We start from the raw sequence: 19,716 nt of genomic DNA, 5'->3' as shown, positions 1-19,716 counted from the left end.
ATGCGTCCTCTTTTTTCTTATTGATGGTGTAGACGAGTCAACGGCCTTTGAAGTGAGCCACGTTGTCCTTTGCGGTTGCGTCCGTGCTGGCCAGGCGTATGCGCTCGCCACTGTCGGCGTCGAACAGCAGCACCCGGGCCGGGTCGAATTGCAGGTTGAGGGTGACACCCACGCGGCACGCCACATCCGGCGCCAGGCGGCAGCACACCTTGGTCTGGTTGAGCGTGACGAACACCAGCAGGTCCGGCCCGGTAGGTTCGGTTACCTGCACCTCGGCACGAATGCCCGGCAGGCCGTTGCACTCGCCGTCGCCCAGGGCGATCTGCTCGGGGCGGATGCCGAGGATGAGGTCGCGGCCCTCCAGTTCGCCATCGGCCACCCCCAACGGCAGCTCACAGCGCGCCTGGCCGCTATCAAGCACAGCCAGCAGACGCCCTTCCTGTTGCGTAAGGCGCACGGGGATGAAGTTCATCGGCGGCGAACCGATGAAGCTGGCCACAAACTGGTTGGCCGGGTCGTTGTAGATCTGCTGCGGGGTGCCGAACTGCTGGATGATGCCGTCCTTCATCACCGCCACCTTGTCACCCAGGGTCATGGCCTCGATCTGGTCATGGGTGACGTACACGGTGGTGGTCTTCAGGCGCTGGTGCATCAGCTTCATCTCGGTGCGCATCTCGACCCGCAGCTTGGCATCGAGGTTGGACAGCGGCTCATCGAACAGGTAGATCTTCGGCCGCCGCGCCAGCGCCCGGCCCATGGCTACCCGTTGCTGCTGACCACCGGACAGCTGTGCCGGCTTGCGCGCCAGCAGGTGCTCGATCTGCAGCAGCTTGGCGACCCGCGTCACTTCTTCATCGATGGCCGCCTGCGGCATCTTGCGGATCTTCAGGCCAAATTCGATGTTCTCGCGCACGCTCATGGTCGGGTACAGCGCGTAGGACTGGAACACCATGGCGATGTCACGGTCCTTGGGGCTCATGCCACTGACGTCCTGCTCGTCGATGAGGATCGCACCGCCGGTGATCTGCTCCAGGCCGGCGATGCAGTTCATCAAGGTCGATTTGCCACAGCCAGAGGGGCCGACCAGGATCAGGAACTCGCCATCTTTGATCGACAGCTGGATGTCCTTGAGGGTGTCCGGCAGGCCGCTGCCGTAGGTCTTGTTCACATTGCGAAGTTCGAGCGTTGCCATGACTTACCCCTTTACCGCGCCGGCCGTGAGCCCGCGCACGAAATATTTGCCAGCCACCACATACACCAGCAGGGTTGGCAGGCCGGCGATCATCGCTGCAGCCATGTCGACGTTGTATTCCTTGGCCCCGGTGCTGGTATTGACCAGGTTGTTCAGGGCCACGGTGATCGGTTGCGAATCACCGCTGGAAAACACCACGCCGAACAGGAAGTCGTTCCAGATCTGGGTGAACTGCCAGATCAGGCAGACCATGATGATGGGCGTGGACATCGGCAGAATGATGCGCCGGAAGATGGTGAAGAACCCGGCACCGTCCAGCCGTGCGGCCTTGACCAGTGCGTCGGGGATGCTCACGTAGAAGTTGCGAAAGAACAGCGTGGTGAAGGCCAGCCCATAGACCACGTGCACCAGCACCAGGCCGCCAGTGGTGCTGGCCAGGCCGAGTTTGCCAAGGGTGAACGAGGCCGGCAGCAACACGGTCTGGAATGGCAGGAAGCAGCCGAACAGCAGCAGGCCGAAGAACAACTGCGAGCCGCGAAAGCGCCACATCGACAGCACATAGCCGTTCAGCGCGCCGATGGCGGTGGAGATCAGCACCGCAGGGACGGTGATCATGATCGAGTTCCAGAAGTAACCGTTGACCGTGCCCCAGGCCTTGACCCAGCCAATGCCGGTGATCACCGCCGGCCAGCTCAGCAGGTTGCCGGTGCTGATGTCTTCCGGGGTCTTGAAGCTGGTCAGCAGCATTACCACCAGCGGCACCAGGTACAACAGCACGGCGATCCACAACACCGCGTGAATGGCGATACGGCTCAGGCTGAGCGCCGGTTTGTCGACAGGGCTATGCATGGCGTTTGCTCCGCAGCTCCGAGTACAGGTACGGCACGAGGATCGCCAGGATCGCCCCGAGCATGAGGATGGCGCTGGCCGAGCCCATGCCCATCTGGCCGCGGCTGAAGGTGAACGAGTACATGAACATTGCCGGCAGGTCGGACGAGTAACCCGGGCCGCCGGCAGTCATCGCCGCCACCAGGTCGAAGCTCTTGATGGCAATGTGCGAGAGGATCATCAGTGCACTGAAGAACACCGGGCGCAGGCTGGGCAGCACCACGGTCCAGTAGATGCGCGGCAGGCTGGCGCCATCCATCTGCGCCGCACGGATGATCGAAGGATCGACGCCACGCAGGCCGGCCAGGAACATTGCCATGATGAAGCCCGAAGCCTGCCACACTGCGGCGATCACCAGGCAATACACCACCCGGTCAGGGTCGATCAGCCAGTCCAGGCGAAAGCCCTCCCAGCCCCAGTCGCGCAACAATTTGTCCAACCCCATGCCGGGGTTGAGCAGCCACTTCCAGGCAGTGCCGGTAACGATCATCGACAGCGCCATGGGGTACAGGTAAATGGTGCGGATGAAGCCCTCACGGCGGATGCGTTGGTCGAGCAACACCGCCAGCAGCACACCGATGGCCAGACTGATGGCGATGAACAGGCCACCGAACAGCAGCAGGTTCTTGCTCGCCACCCACCAGCGGTCGTTGTCGAACAGACGGGCGTACTGCGCAAGGCCTGCCCATTTGTAGGTGGGCAGAAAGGTCGAGGTGGTGAAGGACAGCACGAAGGTCCAGAGGATGTAGCCGTAGAAGCCCACCAGGACGATCAGCATGCTGGGTGCCAGCACCAGCTTGGGCAGCCAGCGCTGAAGCGCGTCCAGGGGTGAGGCCCGCAGTTGGGCGGTAGACGTGGTCATGGTTCACCTCAAAGGTACCGCACTCCCCTGTAGGAGCGGCCTTGCGTCGCGATGGGCTGCGCAGCAGCCCCAACGGACCCAAGGTCAACACCTACCTGGAAGATCGAGTGCGCAGGTTCTGGGGCTGCTGCGCAGCCCATCGCGACGCAAGGCCGCTCCTACAACGGGGATCGCGTCAGCTTTACTGGGCAGCCTTGATCGCCGCCGCCAGCTTCTTCGCTGCATCGGCCGGGTCGGCCTTGGGGTCGTTGATGTAGTTGGTCACCACATCGAAGAACGCGCCCTGCACGGCCAGCGTGGTGGCCATGTTGTGCGCCATGCTCGGCTGCAGGCCGCCATTTTTGGCGTCGGCCAGGAAGTCCTTGGCAGAGGTCTGCGCGCACGCATCGAAGCCATACTTGCCCATGTCGGCGAGCATGTCGTTGCGTACCGGAATCGAACCCTTGTTGCTGCTGAAGACCTTCTGGAAGTCCTCACCCAGCACCTTGCGGGCAATGTCCTGCTGGCCGGCAGACGTGCCGGCGTTGTTCTGCTTGAACACCACCAGCGAGTCGATGTTGTAGAGGAAGGCCTTGTCGGTGCCCGGGAAAGGCACGCACTGGTAATCCTTGCCGGCAGTTTTCTTCGCCAGGGTCCACTCGCTCTTGGCCCAGTCGCCCATGATCTGCATGCCGGCCTTGCCATTGATGACCTTGGCCGCTTCCAGGTTCCAGTCCTGGCCTTTGCCGTCCGGGTCCATGTAGGTGGCGACCTTCTTCAACTCAGTCAGCGCCTTGACCATGTCCGGGCCGGTCAGGGTAGCGCTGTCGAGGTCGACCATGGCCTTCTTGTAACCATCTGCTCCCATTACCGACAGCACAACACTTTCAAATACCGTGCTGTCCTGCCACGGCTGGCCACCATGGGCGAGCGGGATGAAGCCGGCAGCCTTGAGCTTGTCGGCAGCAGCGTAGAATTCGTCGAGGGTGGCGGGCACCTTGTCGATGCCAGCTTTCTTGAAGACTTCGGGGTTGATCCACAGCCAGTTGATGCGGTGGATGTTCACCGGCACGGCGACATAGTCACCTTCGTACTTCACGGTATCGGCGACCTTCTTGTCGAGCAATACGTCCCACTTTTCCTCTTTGGCCACATCCTTGAGCACATCGGTGTCGAGCAAGCCGGTGGAAGCCCAATCCTGAATGTCTGGCCCTTTGATTTGCGCGACACCCGGTGGGTTGCCGGCTACGGCGCGGCTTTTGAGCACGGTCATGGCCGTGGCACCACCACCACCGGCCACGGCGCCATCCTTCCACGTAAAGCCGTCTTTCTCGACTTGGGCCTTGAGCACATCGACGGCCGCTTTTTCACCACCGGAAGTCCACCAGTGCACCACCTCGACGCTGCCTTTGGGTTCGGCAGCCAGGGCACTGAGCGGGAGCAAGGAAGCCAGGGAAATTGCGGCAGCGAGACGGAACGTGGGATTCATCAAAGCACCTTTCTTGTTGTTATGCCGTGCAAGTCGATCGCTTGCGTTGCATGAAGTCTAAACAGCGTGCCCGCCTCGTCAGGTAACGAAGCGATGCGCGAATGTCATCGTCTGGTTACATTGGCGGCGAGGTTGCTGGCCAGGCTGGATGCCAGCGGCAAGCCTGGCAGCAACAGCGCCTGGTAGGCGTGATAGAGGTCTGGCTTGCCCGGCCAGATGGTCCCGGCCGGCTGGTTGGTTGCATCGAGTTCGTGGTGCCAGCTGCCGCCATGGGTATCGATAAAGTGGCTGGCGATGAAATCCCAGCCGTTGCGGTACCACTGCTCGTAATGCGCCTCGCCGGTGCGCTGCAAGAGCGCTGCGGCGGCGGCGCAGGCCTCGGCGTGCACCCAGTGCAGGCGCGCATGCACTACGGGCTGCCCGGCCCAGTCCAGGGTGTAGACATAACCGGGCGCGCCATCGACCTTCCAGGCCTGCTGGCAGGCTGTGTCGAACAGGGCCCGAGCGCTATCCGCCAGCCACTGCGGCGCCTGCAGGCCGGCCCGGTCGAGGCTGGCCTCCAGGTGCAGCAGCAGCCGCGCCCACTCAAGGGCGTGCCCGGGCGTGGTGCCATAAGGCCGGAAGTGGTCGGCCGGATGCTCAATGTTGTAGTGCGGCAGTGGCTGCCAGAGCGCGTCGAAATGCTCGATGACCCGGTAGCCGTTGGCCGCGGCGTGGGTATGAATGATACGTTCGGCGATGCGCAGGGCGCGCTTCAGCCACAGGCTGTTGCCGGTGACGTCTGCCAAGGCCAGAAAAGCCTCGGTCGCGTGCATGTTGCTATTGGCGCCACGGTACGGCTCGGGCAGTTGCCAGGCGCGGGAGAAGGTTTCCCGCAGGGCGCCTTCTTCTTCGCTCCAGAAATGCGCTTCGATCACCTGGATTGCGTCAGCCAACAGCGCGGGGGCATCGACCGCGCCCGCCACCACTGCCGAGCTGGCGGCCAGGGCGACAAAAGCATGCAGGTAAGCCGCCTTGCCACTGTCGTCGTGGCCACCGGGGTGGGCGAACCAACCGCCGTAGCTGGCATCCTGCATGGCACCGCGCAAAGCGGCCACGCCGTGTGCGACGTAGTCCAGGCAGCCGGGCATGCCCTGCAGGTGAGCCAGGGCGAAGCAGTGGGTCATGCGAGCAGTGTTCATGGTTTCGGCGCAGGCGCCGGGCGCTAACCGCCCCTCGGCGTCCAGGTTGCCGAAGCCGTCGGGCAGTTTCGCGGCCTTGGCGAAGGCCAGCAGGCGCTGTGCTTCGGCCAGGCGCCAGGCAGCATGGGCCGGGGCGTTGAGCCAGCTGCTGGAAGGCAGGTTGGAGGTGTTCATGAGCCAGCTTGATCCTTGCCAGTCGTGTGCGAATTCTAGCCAACCGGTTTGGCCGGCAGGTCACGAAGCAGGCCAGGATTGTCACGGGGCAGTGACATCTATGTGGCCTGCAATGGCCCGATCGCCGGCAAGCCAGCTGCCACAAAGACCCTAGAACTTTCAAGGTTTACGCTGTATCTGTGGGGGCTGGCTTGCCGGCGATAGGGCTCGAACTGCCACCACCAACAACTCAGTCCTGCCCCCGCGGCAGATACAGGGTCACCCGCAACCCGCCTTCGCGCAGGTTGAGCAAGCTCACCTCGCCGCCGTGGCTGTGGGCAATGTTGCGCGCAATCCCCAATCCCAGCCCATAGCCCTGCTGCTGTCCGGCCAGCCGAAAATGCGGCTCGAACACTTGCTCAAGCTGCTGCTGCGGTACGCCCGGCCCCTGGTCGTCCACCTGCAGCACAAAACCTTCGGCACTGTCGATGATGCGCAGCCGCGCCTGCTCGCCGTACTTGATGGCGTTGTCGACCAGGTTGCCGATGCAGCGCCGCAGCGCCAGCGGCTTGCCTGGGTAAGGCGCCAGCGCCCGGCCGTCGACCGTGATGCGGCCATCACGCAGATAAGGCTCTGCCAGAATCTCCAGCACATGGTTAAGGTCGACCGGCTCGATGTTTTCGTGGATATCGGTGTCCTTCACGCACTGCAACGCCCCTTTGACCAGTAGCTCCAGCTCGTCCAGATCCTGGCTGAACTTGGCCTGCAGGCGCTCGTCCTCCAGCAGTTCGACACGCAGACGCAGGCGGGTGATCGGCGTGCGCAGGTCGTGGGAGATGGCACTGAATAGCTGGCTACGCTCGGTCAGGTAGCGGCTGATGCGCTCGCGCATGCTGTTGAATGCCCGGCTGACTTCCACCACTTCGCTCCCCCCTCCTTCAACCACCGGCGCCACATCGGCACCCAGCGACATCTCCCGGGCAGCGCGCGCCAGGCGCTTGAGCGGCCAGCTCTGCCAGTGCACCAACAACCCGATGAACAACAGCAGCAAGGCGGTGGTGAGCACGATGAAACCGATCTGCTGCCGTGGCAGGCGTTCGGCCTCAAGGCTGGTATAGGGCTCGGGCAGCAGCGAGGCAATGTACAGCCACTCGCCCTCGTCCAGGCGAATCTGCGTCACCAGCACCGGCGGGTTGAGCGGCTCCAGTGTCAATGAGTAATGCGCCCAGGAGCGTGGCAGCTCGTCGAGTTTCAGGCCGCTGTTGAAAATGCGCAGGTCGTCAGGCCCGACGAATTCGACAGAAATGTCCATTTGCGAACCCAGGCGCTCGTGCAGTACCTGCTGGAATACCTCGATCACCGCCTGCTTGCGTGCAGTGATGGGCAGCACCGGCATGTCCAGCGGCTTGACGTTGAGCGAGACGAAAAAGCGCGTGCCGCCCATGCTGCGCAACTGGTCGAGCACCATGGGCCGGTAGGCCACCGGCAACGAGCGGAAGTAACTGACACTGGCGCTCATCGAATGGGCCAGGCTGCTGGCGCTCGCACGCAGACCCTGCAGTTGGCTGGCACGCAACTGGGCCACCCAGATGATGCTCGACAAGCCTTGGGCCAAGAGCACTACCAGCAAGGTCAGCAGCAGCATGCGCCCCAGCAGTGAGCGCGGCAGCAGGCGCCAGCGCCGCTCAGGGCGCACTGCAGACATGTGCCGCCAACAGGTAGCCACTGCCGCGCACCGTGCGGATCAGCCGGGGGGGCTTGTCGGTATCGCGCAGGCGCTGACGCAGGCGGCTGACCGCCATGTCGACGATGCGGTCCAGCGGCATTGGCTCGCGGCCACGGGTGGCGTTGCCGATGGTGTCGCGGTCGAGAATCTGCTGCGGATGGTCGAGGAACAGTTTGAGCAGGGCGAAGTCGGCACCAGACAGAATCACCTCTTCACCGTCGTGATGGAACAGACGGTGACTGACCGTGTCCAGCCGCCAGTCGTCGAAGGCCAGCACCGCGCTGCCTGGCGCCGACAGGCCGAACTCGGCGCGGCGCAACAAGGCCTTGATCCGCGCTTGCAGCTCGCGAGGGCTGAACGGTTTGCCCAGGTAGTCGTCAGCGCCCAGTTCCAGGCCGATGACACGGTCGGCTTCGTCGGAGCTGGCGGTGAGCATGATAATGGGCACCCGCGCCTGGCGCGGGTGCTGGCGTACCCAGCGGCACAGGCTGAAACCGTCTTCGTCGGGCAGCATGACGTCGAGGATGACCAGGTCGCAGGGGGTGGTTTCCAGGGCGCGGCGAAAGCCCTTTCCATCGGCTTCGGCATGCACCTGGAAGCCGGAGCGGCTCAGGTAGGTTTGCAGCAGTTCGCGGATTTCCTGGTCGTCGTCGACCATCAGGATCGATTTGCCGGCAGTGCTCAAGGTGGTCCTTCCTCTTGTTAGTTACAGGTCTTGGTTGCCTGTTATTGGGGCCGCTTCGCGCCCCATCGCGGCACAAGGCCGCTCCTACAGGGACCGCGCTGTGCCGGAACTATCAGCGGCCCTTTACACTTATCTGTGGTCCAAGGCCTGCTGCAAGGCCACACCGGAGCCCAGCAAGCCGGAAAACTCTGCGGTTACCAGCCACACAGGCACGCCAGCGAAATAGCCACTCATGCAGCCCTTGTCGGCAAAACTCGCGGCAAACCCGCTACGCAGGAACAGTTCGGCAAAGCGGGGAATGACGCCGCCGACAATATAGACCCCGCCTCGCGCGCCCAGCGTGAGCACGTTGTTACCCGCCACGCGCCCAAGGAAGCGGCAGAACTGCTCGACCACCGCCAGCGCCCTTGGCTCACCGCCCAGCGCGGCTTCGGTAATCTGTGCCGGGGTCTTGTGTCGGGGTGTGTCGCCATCCAGCGCACAGATCGCCTGGTACAGCCGCACCAGGCCACCACCGCTGAGCACGGTCTCGGCACTGACATGGCCGATCTGGCCGTGGATCTGCTGATGGATGGCCGCTTCGCGCGCATTGCCCACCGGCAGGTCGACATGCCCGCCCTCCCCCGGCAAGGCCTGCCAGTGCTGTTCGCCAAGGCGCAGCAACGAGCCCACGCCCAGGCCAGTCCCTGGCCCGATCACCAACGCAGGCCGCGAAGGGTCAGCCTGACCAGGGCACACCTCGCGAAATTCCCCATCGCGCAGGCGGGTCATGCCCAGCGCCATGGCGGTAAAATCGTTGATCAGCAACAGCCGCTCGACCTGCAAGGTCTTGCAAAAAGCCGTACGGCTCAAACGCCAATGGTTGTTGGTAAAGCGAAATTCATCGCCATCGACCGGCCCGGCTACCGCCAGGCATACAGCCGCCAAGCCGCCGCGGGCTATGCCCTGGCCTTCGAGGTAAGCCTCGATGGCCTGCTCCGGGCTGGTGTAGTCCGCAGTGGCAAAAACGTTTACCTCATGCAGCTGGTTGTCACGCCACAACGCAAAACGGGCATTGGTGCCGCCAATGTCGCCAACCAGCAGGTCTTTCATTTAAGGTTCTCCAGGGCCGAGGTAAAGGCACTCGCGCCCTGCTCTGCCGGGCTGAACGCCATGCGCATGAAGCCGAACAGCTCACGCCCGCAACCCAGGTCATTGCCCTGGGGCACCGGCGGCAGGTCGCGGCTGGCCAGTTCTTCGGCCGATACCATTACCCGCAGTGTGCCTTCGACACCATCGACCCGCACGATATCACCATCGCGCACGCGCGCCAGCGGGCCGCCATCATAAGCCTCGGGGCAAACGTGGATGGCCGCCGGGATCTTGCCCGAGGCGCCGGACATGCGCCCGTCGGTAACCAGCGCCACCTTGTAGCCTCGGTCCTGCAAAACACCGAGGAAGGGCGTGAGCTTGTGCAGTTCGGGCATGCCGTTGCAACGTGGGCCCTGGAAGCGCACCACGGCAACAAAGTCACGCTCCAGCTCACCGGCCTTGAACGCGTCGGCGAGCGACTGCTGGTCATGGAACACCAGCGCGGGGGCCTCGACCACCTGATGTTCGGGGGCGACGGCGGAAACCTTCATCACGCCACGGCCCAGGTTGCCTTCCATCACCCGCAGGCCGCCTTCAGCCGAGAACGGCCGTGCCACCGGGCGCAGGATGCTTTCGTCCAGGCTTTGTTGCGGCCCCTCGCGCCACACCAGCTTGCCATTGTCGAGGAACGGCTCCTGGGTGTAGCGGCGCAGGCCGGGGCCGGCCACGGTGTTGACGTCTTCGTGCAGCAGCCCGGCATCCAGCAGTTCGCGGATCAGGAAGGCCATGCCCCCGGCGGCCTGGAAGTGATTGATGTCGGCCTTGCCATTGGGGTAGACGTGGGACAGGGTCGGCACCACTTCGGAGAGGTCGGCCATGTCCTGCCAGGTCAGCTGGATACCTGCTGCCTGGGCAATCGCCGGGATGTGCAGGGTGTGGTTGGTCGAGCCGCCCGTGGCGTGCAGGGCAACGATGGAGTTGACCAGTGCCTTTTCGTCGACGATTTCGCCCAGCGGCATGAAACTGCCGCTGGCCTTGGTCATGCGCGTCACCTGCTGCGCGGCGTGCGCTGTAAGTGCGTCGCGCAGCGGGGTGTACGGGTTGACGAACGAGGCGCCCGGCAGGTGCAGGCCCATCACCTCCATCACCAACTGGTTGGTGTTGGCGGTGCCGTAGAAGGTGCAGGTACCCGGGCTGTGATAGGAGTTCATCTCCGACTCCAGCAGCTCTTCACGGCTGGCCTTGCCTTCCGCATAGCGCTGGCGCACGTCGGCCTTCTGCTTGTTGGAAATGCCGGAAACCATCGGCCCGCCCGGCACGAAGATGGTCGGCAGGTGGCCGAAACGCAGCGCCCCCATCATCAGGCCTGGGACAATCTTGTCGCAGATGCCCAGCATCAGCGCGGCATCGAACATGTTGTGCGACAACGCGACCGCCGTGGACATGGCAATCACTTCACGGCTGGCGATGGCCAGCTCCATGCCCGGCTCACCCTGGGTCACGCCGTCGCACATGGCCGGCACGCCGCCGGCGAACTGGCCGACCGAACCGACCTCGCGCAGGGCCTGCTTGATCTGCTCCGGGAAGTGCAGATACGGCTGGTGGGCAGACAGCATGTCGTTATAAGCCGAGACGATGGCCACGTTGGCCGCGTTCATCAGGCGCAGAGTCTGCTTGTCCTCGCTGCCGCAACCGGCCACGCCATGGGCGAAGTTGGCACACTGCAGGCTGGCACGCATGGGGCCTTCACTGGCCGCGCCGCGAATCAGTTGCAGATAGCGTTCGCGGGTGGCACGGCTGCGGTCGATCAGCCGTTGGGTGACCTCAAGGATGCGCGGATGCATGTACTGGACTCCAGGCTAATTGTAAGGGCGGTTTACCGGGCATTTCCCCTCCAAACGATTGCGGCCTAGGCTCAAGGCAAGGAGCCTGCTGCATCGGTGGAGGCACAACGCCCAACCACTCGTTGTATGTTTAAACAAAATACTGCCACTAAAAAGGCTTGTTTTCTATCAGCCAGTGAATAATCTTGTAATTCCAACAACAAAACCGTTTCAGTGAAGCTCCTTTTTGCCACAGGTTTCACTCGGACTGCCAGAGGTACTGCCATGACCCTACGCATCGCGATCAATGGATTCGGCCGCATCGGGCGCAACGTCCTGCGCGCACTGTATACCCAAGGCTACCGCCAGGACCTGCAGGTCGTCGCCATCAACGACCTGGGCGACAGCGCCATGAATGCCCACCTGCTCAAATACGACAGCGTGCATGGCACGTTCGAGGCCACAGTCGAGGCCGACCACGAAAGCCTCACGGTCAATGGTGACCGTATCGCCGTCAGTGCCATCCGCAACCCGGCCGACCTGCCCTGGAAGGCCGAAGCGATCGACGTGGTGTTCGAGTGCACAGGGCTGTTCACCGACCGCGCCAAAGCCGCTGCCCACCTGACCGCCGGGGCGGGCAAGGTGATTGTCTCGGCGCCGGCCAAAGGCGCCGATGCCACCGTGGTCTACGGGGTCAACCATGACATCCTGCGGGCCTCGCATCAGGTCATTTCCAACGCCTCCTGCACCACCAACTGCCTGGCGCCGATCGCCCAGGTGCTGCACCGCGAGTTCGGCATCGAGCAAGGCCTGATGACCACCATTCACGCCTATACCAACGACCAGGTGCTGACCGACATGTACCACAGCGACCCGTACCGGGCGCGGTCGGCCACGCAGTCGATGATCCCCAGCAAGACCGGCGCCGCCGAAGCCGTGGGCCTTGTGCTGCCGGAGCTGGCGGGCAAGCTGACCGGCATGGCAGTGCGGGTACCGGTGATCAACGTGTCGCTGGTGGACCTCACCGTCAACCTCAAGCGCGAGGCCACGGCCGAGCAGGTCAACCAGCTGTTCCTTGAAGCCAGCAGGCATTCCAAGGTATTGGGGTACAACGCGTTGCCATTGGTTTCCTGCGATTTCAACCACAACCCGCTGTCGTCGATTTTCGATGCCAACCATACCCGGGCCAACGGGCGCATGCTCAAGGTGCTGGCGTGGTATGACAACGAGTGGGCGTTCAGCAACCGCATGCTGGATAACTGCCTGGCGTTGTGCCAGGCCCGTTGAGCCGGACACAGCATCTTCATCGCTTATGAGATCGAGCGCCGCCCGCGCGGCGCATCGCGAGCTGCGCTCGCTCCTACGTTTGTTTCGGGCCAATCAATCCTGATCCATGGCGCGCGGCCCCTTGTTTGTCCCCTTCGATGTCGCGTCGTGCACCAAGGGGTACGCGCGCTAATTGCACAGGCATGACTGGCCCGAAACAAATGTGGGAGCGGGCTTGTCCCGCGAAGCGCCGCGCGGGCGGCGCTCGATCTCAAAAGCACAGGGTATCCATCGCCATACACACGTCACTCACAATCTTTACCATTTCCTAACACATCCACACTTGACCAACGGCACGGATGATAAGCATTATCATTAACCTTTCGTCGGCCAGGTCCCCCTGTGAGTCAGTCCCGGTTCAACTCCGTCTTCCTCGTCCAGCGCCTTACCCTGTTGCGCACCTTGCAGCGCATGGTCGGCAACCCCAGCACGGCCGAAGACCTGCTGCAGGAAACCTACCTGCGGGTGTCGCGCGCCCTGGGCGAACGGCCCATCGAGCACATCGAGCCGTTCGTGTTCCAGACCGCGCGCAACCTGGCACTGGACCACTTGCGCGCACGCCGGGTACAGGCGCGCATGCTGGTCGACGACGTGCCCGACGAAGTGCTGCACAGCGTGGCCGCCCCCGCCACCAGCAGCGAGGATGCCGCCCATGCCGAGCAACTGCTCAAGCACCTGAGCGTCAGCCTCAACCAGCTGAGTGAACGCCAGCAGCGCATTTTCATCCTCAGCCGCCTGCACGGCGCCACCTACCTGGAAATTGCCGAACAACTCAGTGTTTCGCCCAGTACGGTGCAAAAGGAACTGAAACTGATCATGGCGATCTGCATGGGTGTTGCCGAACGCCTCAAGTAAGCTGACCGCCGGCGAACGGCGACGCAAAGCCCTTGCCACACCCCGTCTTAGCCTTGATCATTCGCAAAAAACCATTCAAGGATTTACCGTGACCGACAGCCCTGCCCCTCGCCCGTCACCTGCCGGGCCTAGTGCCCGTGCGCGTGCCATGGACGAGGCGCTGGACTGGCTGGTGCGCCTGCAATGCGCCAATACCGAGGACACCCTGGCTTTTGAAGCCTGGCTGAGCGCTGCGCCGGAAAACGCCGAGGCCTATGTCGAAGCAGAGGCGCTGTGGAACGGTATGCCGTTGCACCAGGCAGCCACGCAGATGCACCAGCAGCAACGCCGCTCATGGCGCGGGCGCCTGCGCAGCCACTGGAAACCCCTGGCCACCGCAGCAGTGCTGCTGGTCGGGCTGTTCACCGTCGGCAACCTGCCCACACGCTTGCAGGCCGACCACCTGACCGTGGTGGGCGAGCGCCAGCGCCTGCAACTGGAAGACGGCGCAAAAGTGCTGCTCAACACCAACTCGGCATTTGCCAGCGACCACCGTGACGGCCGCCAGATCGCCCGCCTGCTGCAGGGTGAGGCCTACTTCCAGATACCCGACGGCGCACAGCTGCCACTTGAGGTAGAGGCCGGGCCGTTGCGCGCACAGGTGCGCGATACCGACTTTGCCGTGCGCTACCTCGACGGCGAGGCCCAGGTACGGGTACAACGCGGCGATGTCGACCTGCAAGGGGCACGCGACCAACGCATTCGCCTGAGTGCCGGGGATAGCATCAGCGTCGGCCCCCAAGGCTTCGGCCAGCGCCAACGCGCCGACTTGCAAAAGGACCTGGCCTGGGTCGACGGCCGCCTGGTGTTCGAGAACTGCCCGCTCAGCCAGGTACTGGCTGAAGTGCGTCGCTACTACCCAGGCTGGATCATCAACCGCAATGCGCAGCTGGAAGACGTTGCAGTCACCGGCAACTACCGCCTTGACCAGCCGTTGGAAACCCTGCGCGCACTGGCCCACATCACCTCGGCACAGCTGCATGAGTACCCTGCGCTGGTGATTCTGAACTGACCCCGAAATTATTTTTACGCGATCGCCCTGCCCCGCCCGTCTCGTTATAGCCAATGCAACTGATTCTTGTTTGAAAACGAGAACAGCAATCACCTATAACAGTCCGCGCATCAGGGAGCGCTTTCGATGTCCACTGGTCCTACCCGCTCGTACACCCTTCCCCGCCGAACCGGGCAACTGTCCCTGTTGACCCTGGCCCTGCTCGCCAGCGGTGCCTGCAGCCTGCCGGTGCTGGCCGCCGAACCGGCCCGCGCCAGTAGCCCGCGTATGGGTGATTACCGCTTCAGCATCGGCCAGCAACCGCTGGTATCGGCAATCAATGCCTTCAGTCAGGTCACCGGCTGGCAGGTCGGTTTCAGCGCCGAGCTGGCTGACGGCGTGGCTTCGCCGGGCGTGCAAGGCTCGCTGCCAGCAGATGCCGCCCTCAAGCGCCTGCTGCAGGGTACCGGGCTGGGTTTTCGCAAGATCAGCAACGGCAACGTGATCCTCGAACGTCAGACCGGCGGCAACGTGATCGCCCTGCAACAGGTGACCGTCAGCGCCACACGTAGCGCCCAGGACGTCAGCCAGGTGCCGAGCACTGTCAGCGTACAGACCCGCGAGCAACTGGACCGGCAGAACGTCAACAGCATCCAGGACCTGGTGCGCTACGAGCCGGGTGTGTCGGTGGCCGGTACCGGCCAGCGCAGCGGCCTGAACGGCTACAACATCCGTGGTATCGACGGCGAGCGGATCCTCACCCAGGTCGACGGTGTGTCGATCCCGGACAGCTTCTTTTACGGCCCCTATGCACAGACCCAACGCAACTACGTTGACCCGGAAATCGTCAAGCGTGTGGAAATCCTCCGCGGTCCGGCCTCGGTGCTGTACGGCAGCAACGCCATCGGCGGCGCTGTGAGCTACTTCACCCTCGACCCCGACGACATCATCAAGCCCGGGAAGGACGTGGGTGCACGGTTGAAGACCGGCTACAGCTCGGCCGACGAAAGCTGGCTCACCTCCGCCACCGTCGCCGGCCGCGAGGGTGATTTCGATGGCCTGCTGCACCTGAGCCAGCGCAACGGCCACGAGACCGAAACCCATGGCGGCCACAGCGGTGCCGGCCTGTCGCGCACCGAAGCCAACCCGATGGACGTGCGCACCACCAACGTGCTGGCCAAGCTTGGCTGGAACTACGACGACGACGCCCGCCTGGGCTTCACCTACGAGCGCTACAAGGATGACCGCGACCAGAACATCCTCAGCGCGGTGGGCGGGCCGTTCATTCCGGGCTTTGGTGGCATGGGCTATTACAAGGCGCGCAGTGGCAACGACACCATTACCCGCGAGCGCTATGGCATCAACCATGAGTTCGGCCTGGATTCGCTGGTCGCTGACCACGTCAAGTGGAGCCTCAACTACCAGATCGCCAAGACCGACCAGCACACCGAAGAAGTCTACGCACCGCCTGGCCGCCAGGTACTGCGCACGCGTGACACAACCTACAAAGACCGCCAGTGGGTATTCGATGCCCAGCTGGACAAGGCCTTCAGCATCGGCGCCACCGACCACCTGCTGACCTATGGCACCACCATCAAGCACGAGAAAATCACTGGCTCGCGCAGCGGCACGGGCACCTGCCTGGCCGTGGGCTCCGGTTGCTCCGCCGCCGGCGCCGAACGCCCGGCAGACGGCCAGGTTCTGGTCAGTGACTTCCCGGACCCGACCGTGAACACCTACAGCCTGTTCGTGCAGGACGAGATCCGCTGGAATAACTGGACCTTCATGCCCGGCGCGCGCTACGACTACACGCGCATGGAACCCAAGTTCACCGACGAATTCTTGCGTGGCCTGGAGTCCACCGGCACAGCGCCCACCTCCCAGGACGACTCGGACAAGAAGTGGCACCGCGTCTCGCCCAAGTTCGGCCTGACCTACGCCTTCAACGACAACTACACCTGGTATGGTCAGTATGCCGAAGGCTTCCGCACCCCGACCGCCAAGTCCATGTACGGGAAATTCGTGAACCTTGAGGAAGGTTATCGCGTAGAAGGCAACCCAGGCCTGGAACCGGAAAAGAGCAAGAGCTACGAAACCGGCCTGCGTGGCAACTTCGACGCGGGTAACTTCGACGTGGCGGTGTTCTACAACAAGTACCGCGACTTCATCGACGAAGATGCGGTGCAAAGCGCCAACCTGGAACAAACCTTCCAGGCCAACAACATCAAGCACGCCACCATCAAGGGTGCCGAGGTCAAGGGCCGCCTGAACCTCGACCGCTTCGGCGCGCCGCAAGGCCTGTATACCCAGGGTTCGATTGCCTACACCTATGGCCGTAACGACGACACCGGTGAGCCGCTGAACACCGTCAACCCACTGAAGGGCGTGTTTGGCCTCGGTTACGAGCAGCAGAACTACGGTGGCCTGCTGAGCTGGACACTGGTCAAGCGCAAGACCCGCGTCGACGACTCCAGCTTCTACTCGCCAGATGGTGCGAGCTCGAAGTTCCGCACCCCGGGCTACGGTGTGCTGGACCTGACCGGCTACTACAAGGTCACCGACGACGTGACCATCAACGCCGGCCTGTACAACCTCACCGACAAGAAGTACTGGCAGTGGGATTCGGTGCGCAGCTACGACGGCCAGGGTGAAGCGGCTGTGACCCAGCCAGCCAACATCGACCGCCTGACCATGCCGGGGCGCAACTTCGGTATCAATGTGGTTTGGGATATCTGATCCCTTACGCCTGTACCGGCCCCTTCGCGGGCGCGCCCGCTCCCACAGAAACATCATAGGTCCACGGCCTGCGTTGAACCTGTGGGAGCGGGCGCGCCCGCGAAGAGGCCGGTACAGACAACACTACAACCCAGTTTTTTTACTGTCCCGCCGCCGCTGTTTCGTCTTGTATCTAAACGCCCCTCTTTCCAAGGACTGCCCCCATGACCGAACGCCCAGCCCTGCGCTCCCAGCGCCTGAACCAGATCACCCACGCCCCGCACGCAGAGCTGGATGCCCTGGTCAAATCCCACGCGCCTTTCGACAGCCGCGAAAGCTTCGCCCGCTTCGTCGTTGCCCAGTACCTGTTCCAGTCCGAGCTGCAAGCCCTGTACAACGATCCGCAGCTGATCGCCATCGTTCCCGATCTGGCCGAGCGCTGCCGTGCCGAGCAGGCACGCCTGGACCTCGCAGACCTGGACACCGAAGTGCCAGCCGCCGTGCCGGGCGCCCTGGTCAACCCGAGCCTGGGCGAGGCAATGGGCTGGATCTTCGTCTCTGAAGGCTCCAAACTGGGCGCTGCGTTTCTGATCAAGCGTGCCGTGGCCCTGGAACTGTCTGACAGCTTTGGTGCCCGCCACCTGGGTGAGCCGGCCGGTGGCCGTGCCGAGGGCTGGAAACAGTTCACTCGCATCCTCGATAGCCTTGAGCTGTCGGCTGAGGAGGAAGCCGCTGCCGAGCGCGGTGCAGTGGCCGCCTTCGAGCGGTTCACCGAGCTGCTCAAACATGCCTATGCTGCGGATACCGCGCTGGTCTGATACGCCGAATCCGGCCACCCTACCGGTGGCCAAACCGCTTTTTGCAGTGAGACCATGACCCGACCTGCCCGCTCGAAGATCGCCCGCCTGTTGTACGGAATCCTGGCCTACGTGAGCCTGGGGGTGGGCTTGGTCGCGATCGTCATTCCCGGCTTGCCGACCACCGAATTCATCCTGCTGGCCGCCTGGGCGGCGACCCGCAGTTCGCCGCGCCTTTCTGCCTGGCTGGAGAACCACCGGCTGTTCGGGCCAATCCTTTACAACTGGCGCAATGGCAAGGTGATCCAGCGCCGTGCCAAGGTCAGCGCCACCATCAGCATGCTGCTGTGTGCGGGGCTGATGCTGACGTTTCTGCAACACCACTGGCCGGTGTTTCTGGCAATCGGCGGCATGACCCTGGGCAACCTGTGGATCTGGTCACGCCCGGAGCACGCCTGCCCCGCCCCGTCACAAGCTCAGCAACCCTGAATACAGGGCATAGGCCGCAAGCCCTGCGCCCGCCAGCACTGCGGCGAAAATCAGCTTTTCCCAAGTGGTGAACAAGGCCTGGCCCTGCTCATGCTTGGCCCTGGCAAACAGGATCACGCCGGGGGCATACAGCAGCGCCGACAGCAGCAGGTACTTGAGCCCGCCGGCATACAACAGCCACACGGCATACAGCAAGGCAACCAGCGCTACCAGCAAGTCCTTGCGCCGCAACCCCGGCTGCCCGGTATAGGTTTCTGCCCGTACCGCCAGCAGCAAGGCATACGCCGCCGACCACAGGTAGGGTACCAGGATCATCGACGAGGCCAGGTAGATCAGGCTGGTGTAGGTACCGGCAGAGAACAGCGTAATCAGCAGGAAGCCCTGGATCATGCAGTTGGTCAGCCACAGGGCGTTAGCGGGCACATGGTTGGCGTTTTCCTTGGCCAGAAAGCGCGGCATGGTCTTGTCCCGTGCCGTGGCGAACAGGATCTCGGCACACAGCAGCGCCCACGACAGCAACGCACCCAGCAGCGAAACCGCCAGCCCGAGGCTGATCAGCAAGGCACCCCAAGGGCCGACGATGTGCTCCAGCACCGAGGCCAGCGACGGGTTCTGCAACCCGGCCAGTTCCGGCTGGGTCATCACCCCCAGCGACAGCACGTTGACCAGCACCAGCAGCGCCAGCACACCGAGAAACCCGATGACGGTGGCCTTGCCCACATCCGAGCGGCGCGCGGCGCGGCCGGAGTACACACTGGCGCCTTCGATGCCGATGAACACGAATACCGTCACCAGCATCATGTTGCGCACCTGCTCCAGCACGCCGCCGAACTGCGGGTTGCTCATGCCCCAGATGTCACGGGTGAAGATATCGGCACGAAAGGCGAACGCCGCAATCACCACGAACATCAGCAGCGGCACCACCTTGGCCACGGTGGTCACCTGGTTGATGAACGCGGCCTCCTTGATGCCGCGCAGCACCAGAAAATGCACCGACCACAGCAGCAGCGAGGCACAGCCGATGGCGATCGGCGTATTGCCTTCACCGAATACCGGAAAGTAGAAGCCCAGGGTGCTGAACAGCAGTACGAAATAGCCGACATTGCCCAGCCAGGCGCTGATCCAGTAGCCCCAGGCCGAAGAGAAGCCCATGTAGTCGCCGAAACCCGCCTTGGCATAGGCATACACCCCGGAGTCCAGTTCCGGCTTGCGGTTGGCCAGGGTCTGGAACACAAACGCCAGGGCCAGCATGCCAACGGCGGTGATGCACCAGCCGATCAGCACCGCCCCGACATCGGCACGCGCTGCCATATTCTGCGGCAGCGAGAAGATCCCGCCACCGATCATCGAGCCGACCACCAGCGCGATCAGCGCGCCCAGGCGCAGCTTCTGTCCCGGTTCGCTCATGCATCCCCCATTTTTCGCGCTGTCATACCATTGAAACAGCCTCGCCGG

The 19,716-nt window shown here is 63.4% G+C and carries 16 protein-coding genes; 6 read left to right on the top strand and 10 right to left on the bottom strand.

The features are described 5' to 3' along the window. Positions 1-37: 37 nt before the first annotated feature. The 9 genes from OZ911_RS05000 to edd all read right to left on the bottom strand — a co-directional run bounded on the left by OZ911_RS05000 (position 38) and on the right by edd (position 11,070). Entirely contained in the window at positions 38-1,192 is a 1,155-nt protein-coding gene (locus OZ911_RS05000; protein WP_023048432.1) for an ABC transporter ATP-binding protein, read from the bottom strand. 3 nt (positions 1,193-1,195) lie between these two features. Continuing rightward, positions 1,196-2,041 carry a carbohydrate ABC transporter permease gene (locus OZ911_RS04995; RefSeq protein WP_016485095.1) on the bottom strand — a complete coding sequence of 282 codons (846 nt, stop codon included), beginning with the start codon at positions 2,039-2,041 and terminating at the stop codon, positions 1,196-1,198. Then, positions 2,034-2,942, bottom strand: a complete 909-nt coding sequence (locus OZ911_RS04990; RefSeq protein ID WP_023048433.1) for a carbohydrate ABC transporter permease — start codon at positions 2,940-2,942, stop codon at positions 2,034-2,036. Before OZ911_RS04990 ends, OZ911_RS04995 begins: the two co-directional genes overlap by 8 nt. Positions 2,943-3,123: 181 nt before the next feature. Further along, positions 3,124-4,410 (bottom strand): ABC transporter substrate-binding protein, encoded by a 1,287-nt coding sequence (locus OZ911_RS04985; RefSeq protein ID WP_023048434.1) that lies wholly within the window; start codon positions 4,408-4,410, stop codon positions 3,124-3,126. A 104-nt stretch (positions 4,411-4,514) separates the two neighbouring features. Beyond that, on the bottom strand, positions 4,515-5,765 hold the full coding sequence (locus tag OZ911_RS04980) for a D-mannose isomerase (RefSeq protein WP_070086494.1): 1,251 nt from the start codon (positions 5,763-5,765) through the stop codon (positions 4,515-4,517). Between the two features lie 229 nt (positions 5,766-5,994). Next, entirely contained in the window at positions 5,995-7,449 is a 1,455-nt protein-coding gene (locus OZ911_RS04975; RefSeq protein ID WP_016485091.1) for an ATP-binding protein, read from the bottom strand. Next, positions 7,430-8,155, bottom strand: a complete 726-nt coding sequence (gltR, locus tag OZ911_RS04970) for a two-component system response regulator GltR (protein WP_016485090.1) — start codon at positions 8,153-8,155, stop codon at positions 7,430-7,432. Before gltR ends, OZ911_RS04975 begins: the two co-directional genes overlap by 20 nt. Positions 8,156-8,284: 129 nt before the next feature. Continuing rightward, positions 8,285-9,247, bottom strand: coding sequence for a glucokinase (locus OZ911_RS04965; RefSeq protein ID WP_016485089.1), 963 nt, complete (start codon positions 9,245-9,247; stop codon positions 8,285-8,287). After that, entirely contained in the window at positions 9,244-11,070 is a 1,827-nt protein-coding gene (gene edd, locus OZ911_RS04960) for a phosphogluconate dehydratase (protein WP_016485088.1), read from the bottom strand. The genes OZ911_RS04965 and edd overlap by 4 nt, the downstream gene beginning before the upstream one ends. Positions 11,071-11,334: 264 nt before the next feature. On the opposite strand from edd, the gene gap reads away from it, so the two are divergent. The 6 genes from gap (at position 11,335) to OZ911_RS04930 (ending at position 18,261) form a co-directional block, all read left to right on the top strand. Further along, positions 11,335-12,336 (top strand): type I glyceraldehyde-3-phosphate dehydrogenase, encoded by a 1,002-nt coding sequence (gene gap / locus OZ911_RS04955; protein ID WP_016485087.1) that lies wholly within the window; start codon positions 11,335-11,337, stop codon positions 12,334-12,336. A 381-nt stretch (positions 12,337-12,717) separates the two neighbouring features. Continuing rightward, positions 12,718-13,230, top strand: a complete 513-nt coding sequence (locus tag OZ911_RS04950; protein ID WP_003255059.1) for an RNA polymerase sigma factor — start codon at positions 12,718-12,720, stop codon at positions 13,228-13,230. Positions 13,231-13,318: 88 nt separating this feature from the next. Beyond that, on the top strand, positions 13,319-14,281 hold the full coding sequence (locus OZ911_RS04945) for a FecR family protein (RefSeq protein WP_016485086.1): 963 nt from the start codon (positions 13,319-13,321) through the stop codon (positions 14,279-14,281). A 126-nt stretch (positions 14,282-14,407) separates the two neighbouring features. Next, complete coding sequence (locus tag OZ911_RS04940) at positions 14,408-16,996, top strand: TonB-dependent receptor (RefSeq protein WP_024717626.1); 2,589 nt, start codon at positions 14,408-14,410, stop codon at positions 16,994-16,996. A gap of 203 nt (positions 16,997-17,199) precedes the next feature. Continuing rightward, complete coding sequence (locus tag OZ911_RS04935; RefSeq protein ID WP_016485084.1) at positions 17,200-17,793, top strand: biliverdin-producing heme oxygenase; 594 nt, start codon at positions 17,200-17,202, stop codon at positions 17,791-17,793. A gap of 54 nt (positions 17,794-17,847) precedes the next feature. Then, the gene (locus OZ911_RS04930; RefSeq protein WP_016485083.1) at positions 17,848-18,261 is read left to right on the top strand and encodes a YbaN family protein; all 414 of its coding nucleotides are present in this window, start codon (positions 17,848-17,850) and stop codon (positions 18,259-18,261) included. Here OZ911_RS04930 and arcD read toward each other — a convergent pair. Then, positions 18,241-19,668, bottom strand: coding sequence for an arginine-ornithine antiporter (gene arcD, locus OZ911_RS04925; RefSeq protein WP_023046962.1), 1,428 nt, complete (start codon positions 19,666-19,668; stop codon positions 18,241-18,243). The genes OZ911_RS04930 and arcD overlap by 21 nt on opposite strands. Positions 19,669-19,716 lie beyond the last annotated feature (48 nt).

The organism is Pseudomonas fortuita, from assembly GCF_026898135.2.
Classification (GTDB): domain Bacteria; phylum Pseudomonadota; class Gammaproteobacteria; order Pseudomonadales; family Pseudomonadaceae; genus Aquipseudomonas; species Aquipseudomonas fortuita.
This window is presented reverse-complemented; position numbering and strand designations above follow the sequence as displayed.

Excerpts from the sequence above, each read along its gene's own strand:
- OZ911_RS05000 (WP_023048432.1), bottom strand. The coding sequence starts at position 1,192 with ATGGCAACGCTCGAACTTCGCAATGTGAACAAGACCTACGGCAGCGGC.
- OZ911_RS04995 (WP_016485095.1), bottom strand. The coding sequence starts at position 2,041 with ATGCATAGCCCTGTCGACAAACCGGCGCTCAGCCTGAGCCGTATCGCC.
- OZ911_RS04990 (WP_023048433.1), bottom strand. The coding sequence starts at position 2,942 with ATGACCACGTCTACCGCCCAACTGCGGGCCTCACCCCTGGACGCGCTT.
- OZ911_RS04985 (WP_023048434.1), bottom strand. The coding sequence starts at position 4,410 with ATGAATCCCACGTTCCGTCTCGCTGCCGCAATTTCCCTGGCTTCCTTG.
- OZ911_RS04980 (WP_070086494.1), bottom strand. The coding sequence starts at position 5,765 with ATGAACACCTCCAACCTGCCTTCCAGCAGCTGGCTCAACGCCCCGGCC.
- OZ911_RS04975 (WP_016485091.1), bottom strand. The coding sequence starts at position 7,449 with ATGTCTGCAGTGCGCCCTGAGCGGCGCTGGCGCCTGCTGCCGCGCTCA.
- OZ911_RS04965 (WP_016485089.1), bottom strand. The coding sequence starts at position 9,247 with ATGAAAGACCTGCTGGTTGGCGACATTGGCGGCACCAATGCCCGTTTT.
- edd (WP_016485088.1), bottom strand. The coding sequence starts at position 11,070 with ATGCATCCGCGCATCCTTGAGGTCACCCAACGGCTGATCGACCGCAGC.
- gap (WP_016485087.1), top strand. The coding sequence starts at position 11,335 with ATGACCCTACGCATCGCGATCAATGGATTCGGCCGCATCGGGCGCAAC.
- OZ911_RS04940 (WP_024717626.1), top strand. The coding sequence starts at position 14,408 with ATGTCCACTGGTCCTACCCGCTCGTACACCCTTCCCCGCCGAACCGGG.
- OZ911_RS04935 (WP_016485084.1), top strand. The coding sequence starts at position 17,200 with ATGACCGAACGCCCAGCCCTGCGCTCCCAGCGCCTGAACCAGATCACC.
- OZ911_RS04930 (WP_016485083.1), top strand. The coding sequence starts at position 17,848 with ATGACCCGACCTGCCCGCTCGAAGATCGCCCGCCTGTTGTACGGAATC.
- arcD (WP_023046962.1), bottom strand. The coding sequence starts at position 19,668 with ATGAGCGAACCGGGACAGAAGCTGCGCCTGGGCGCGCTGATCGCGCTG.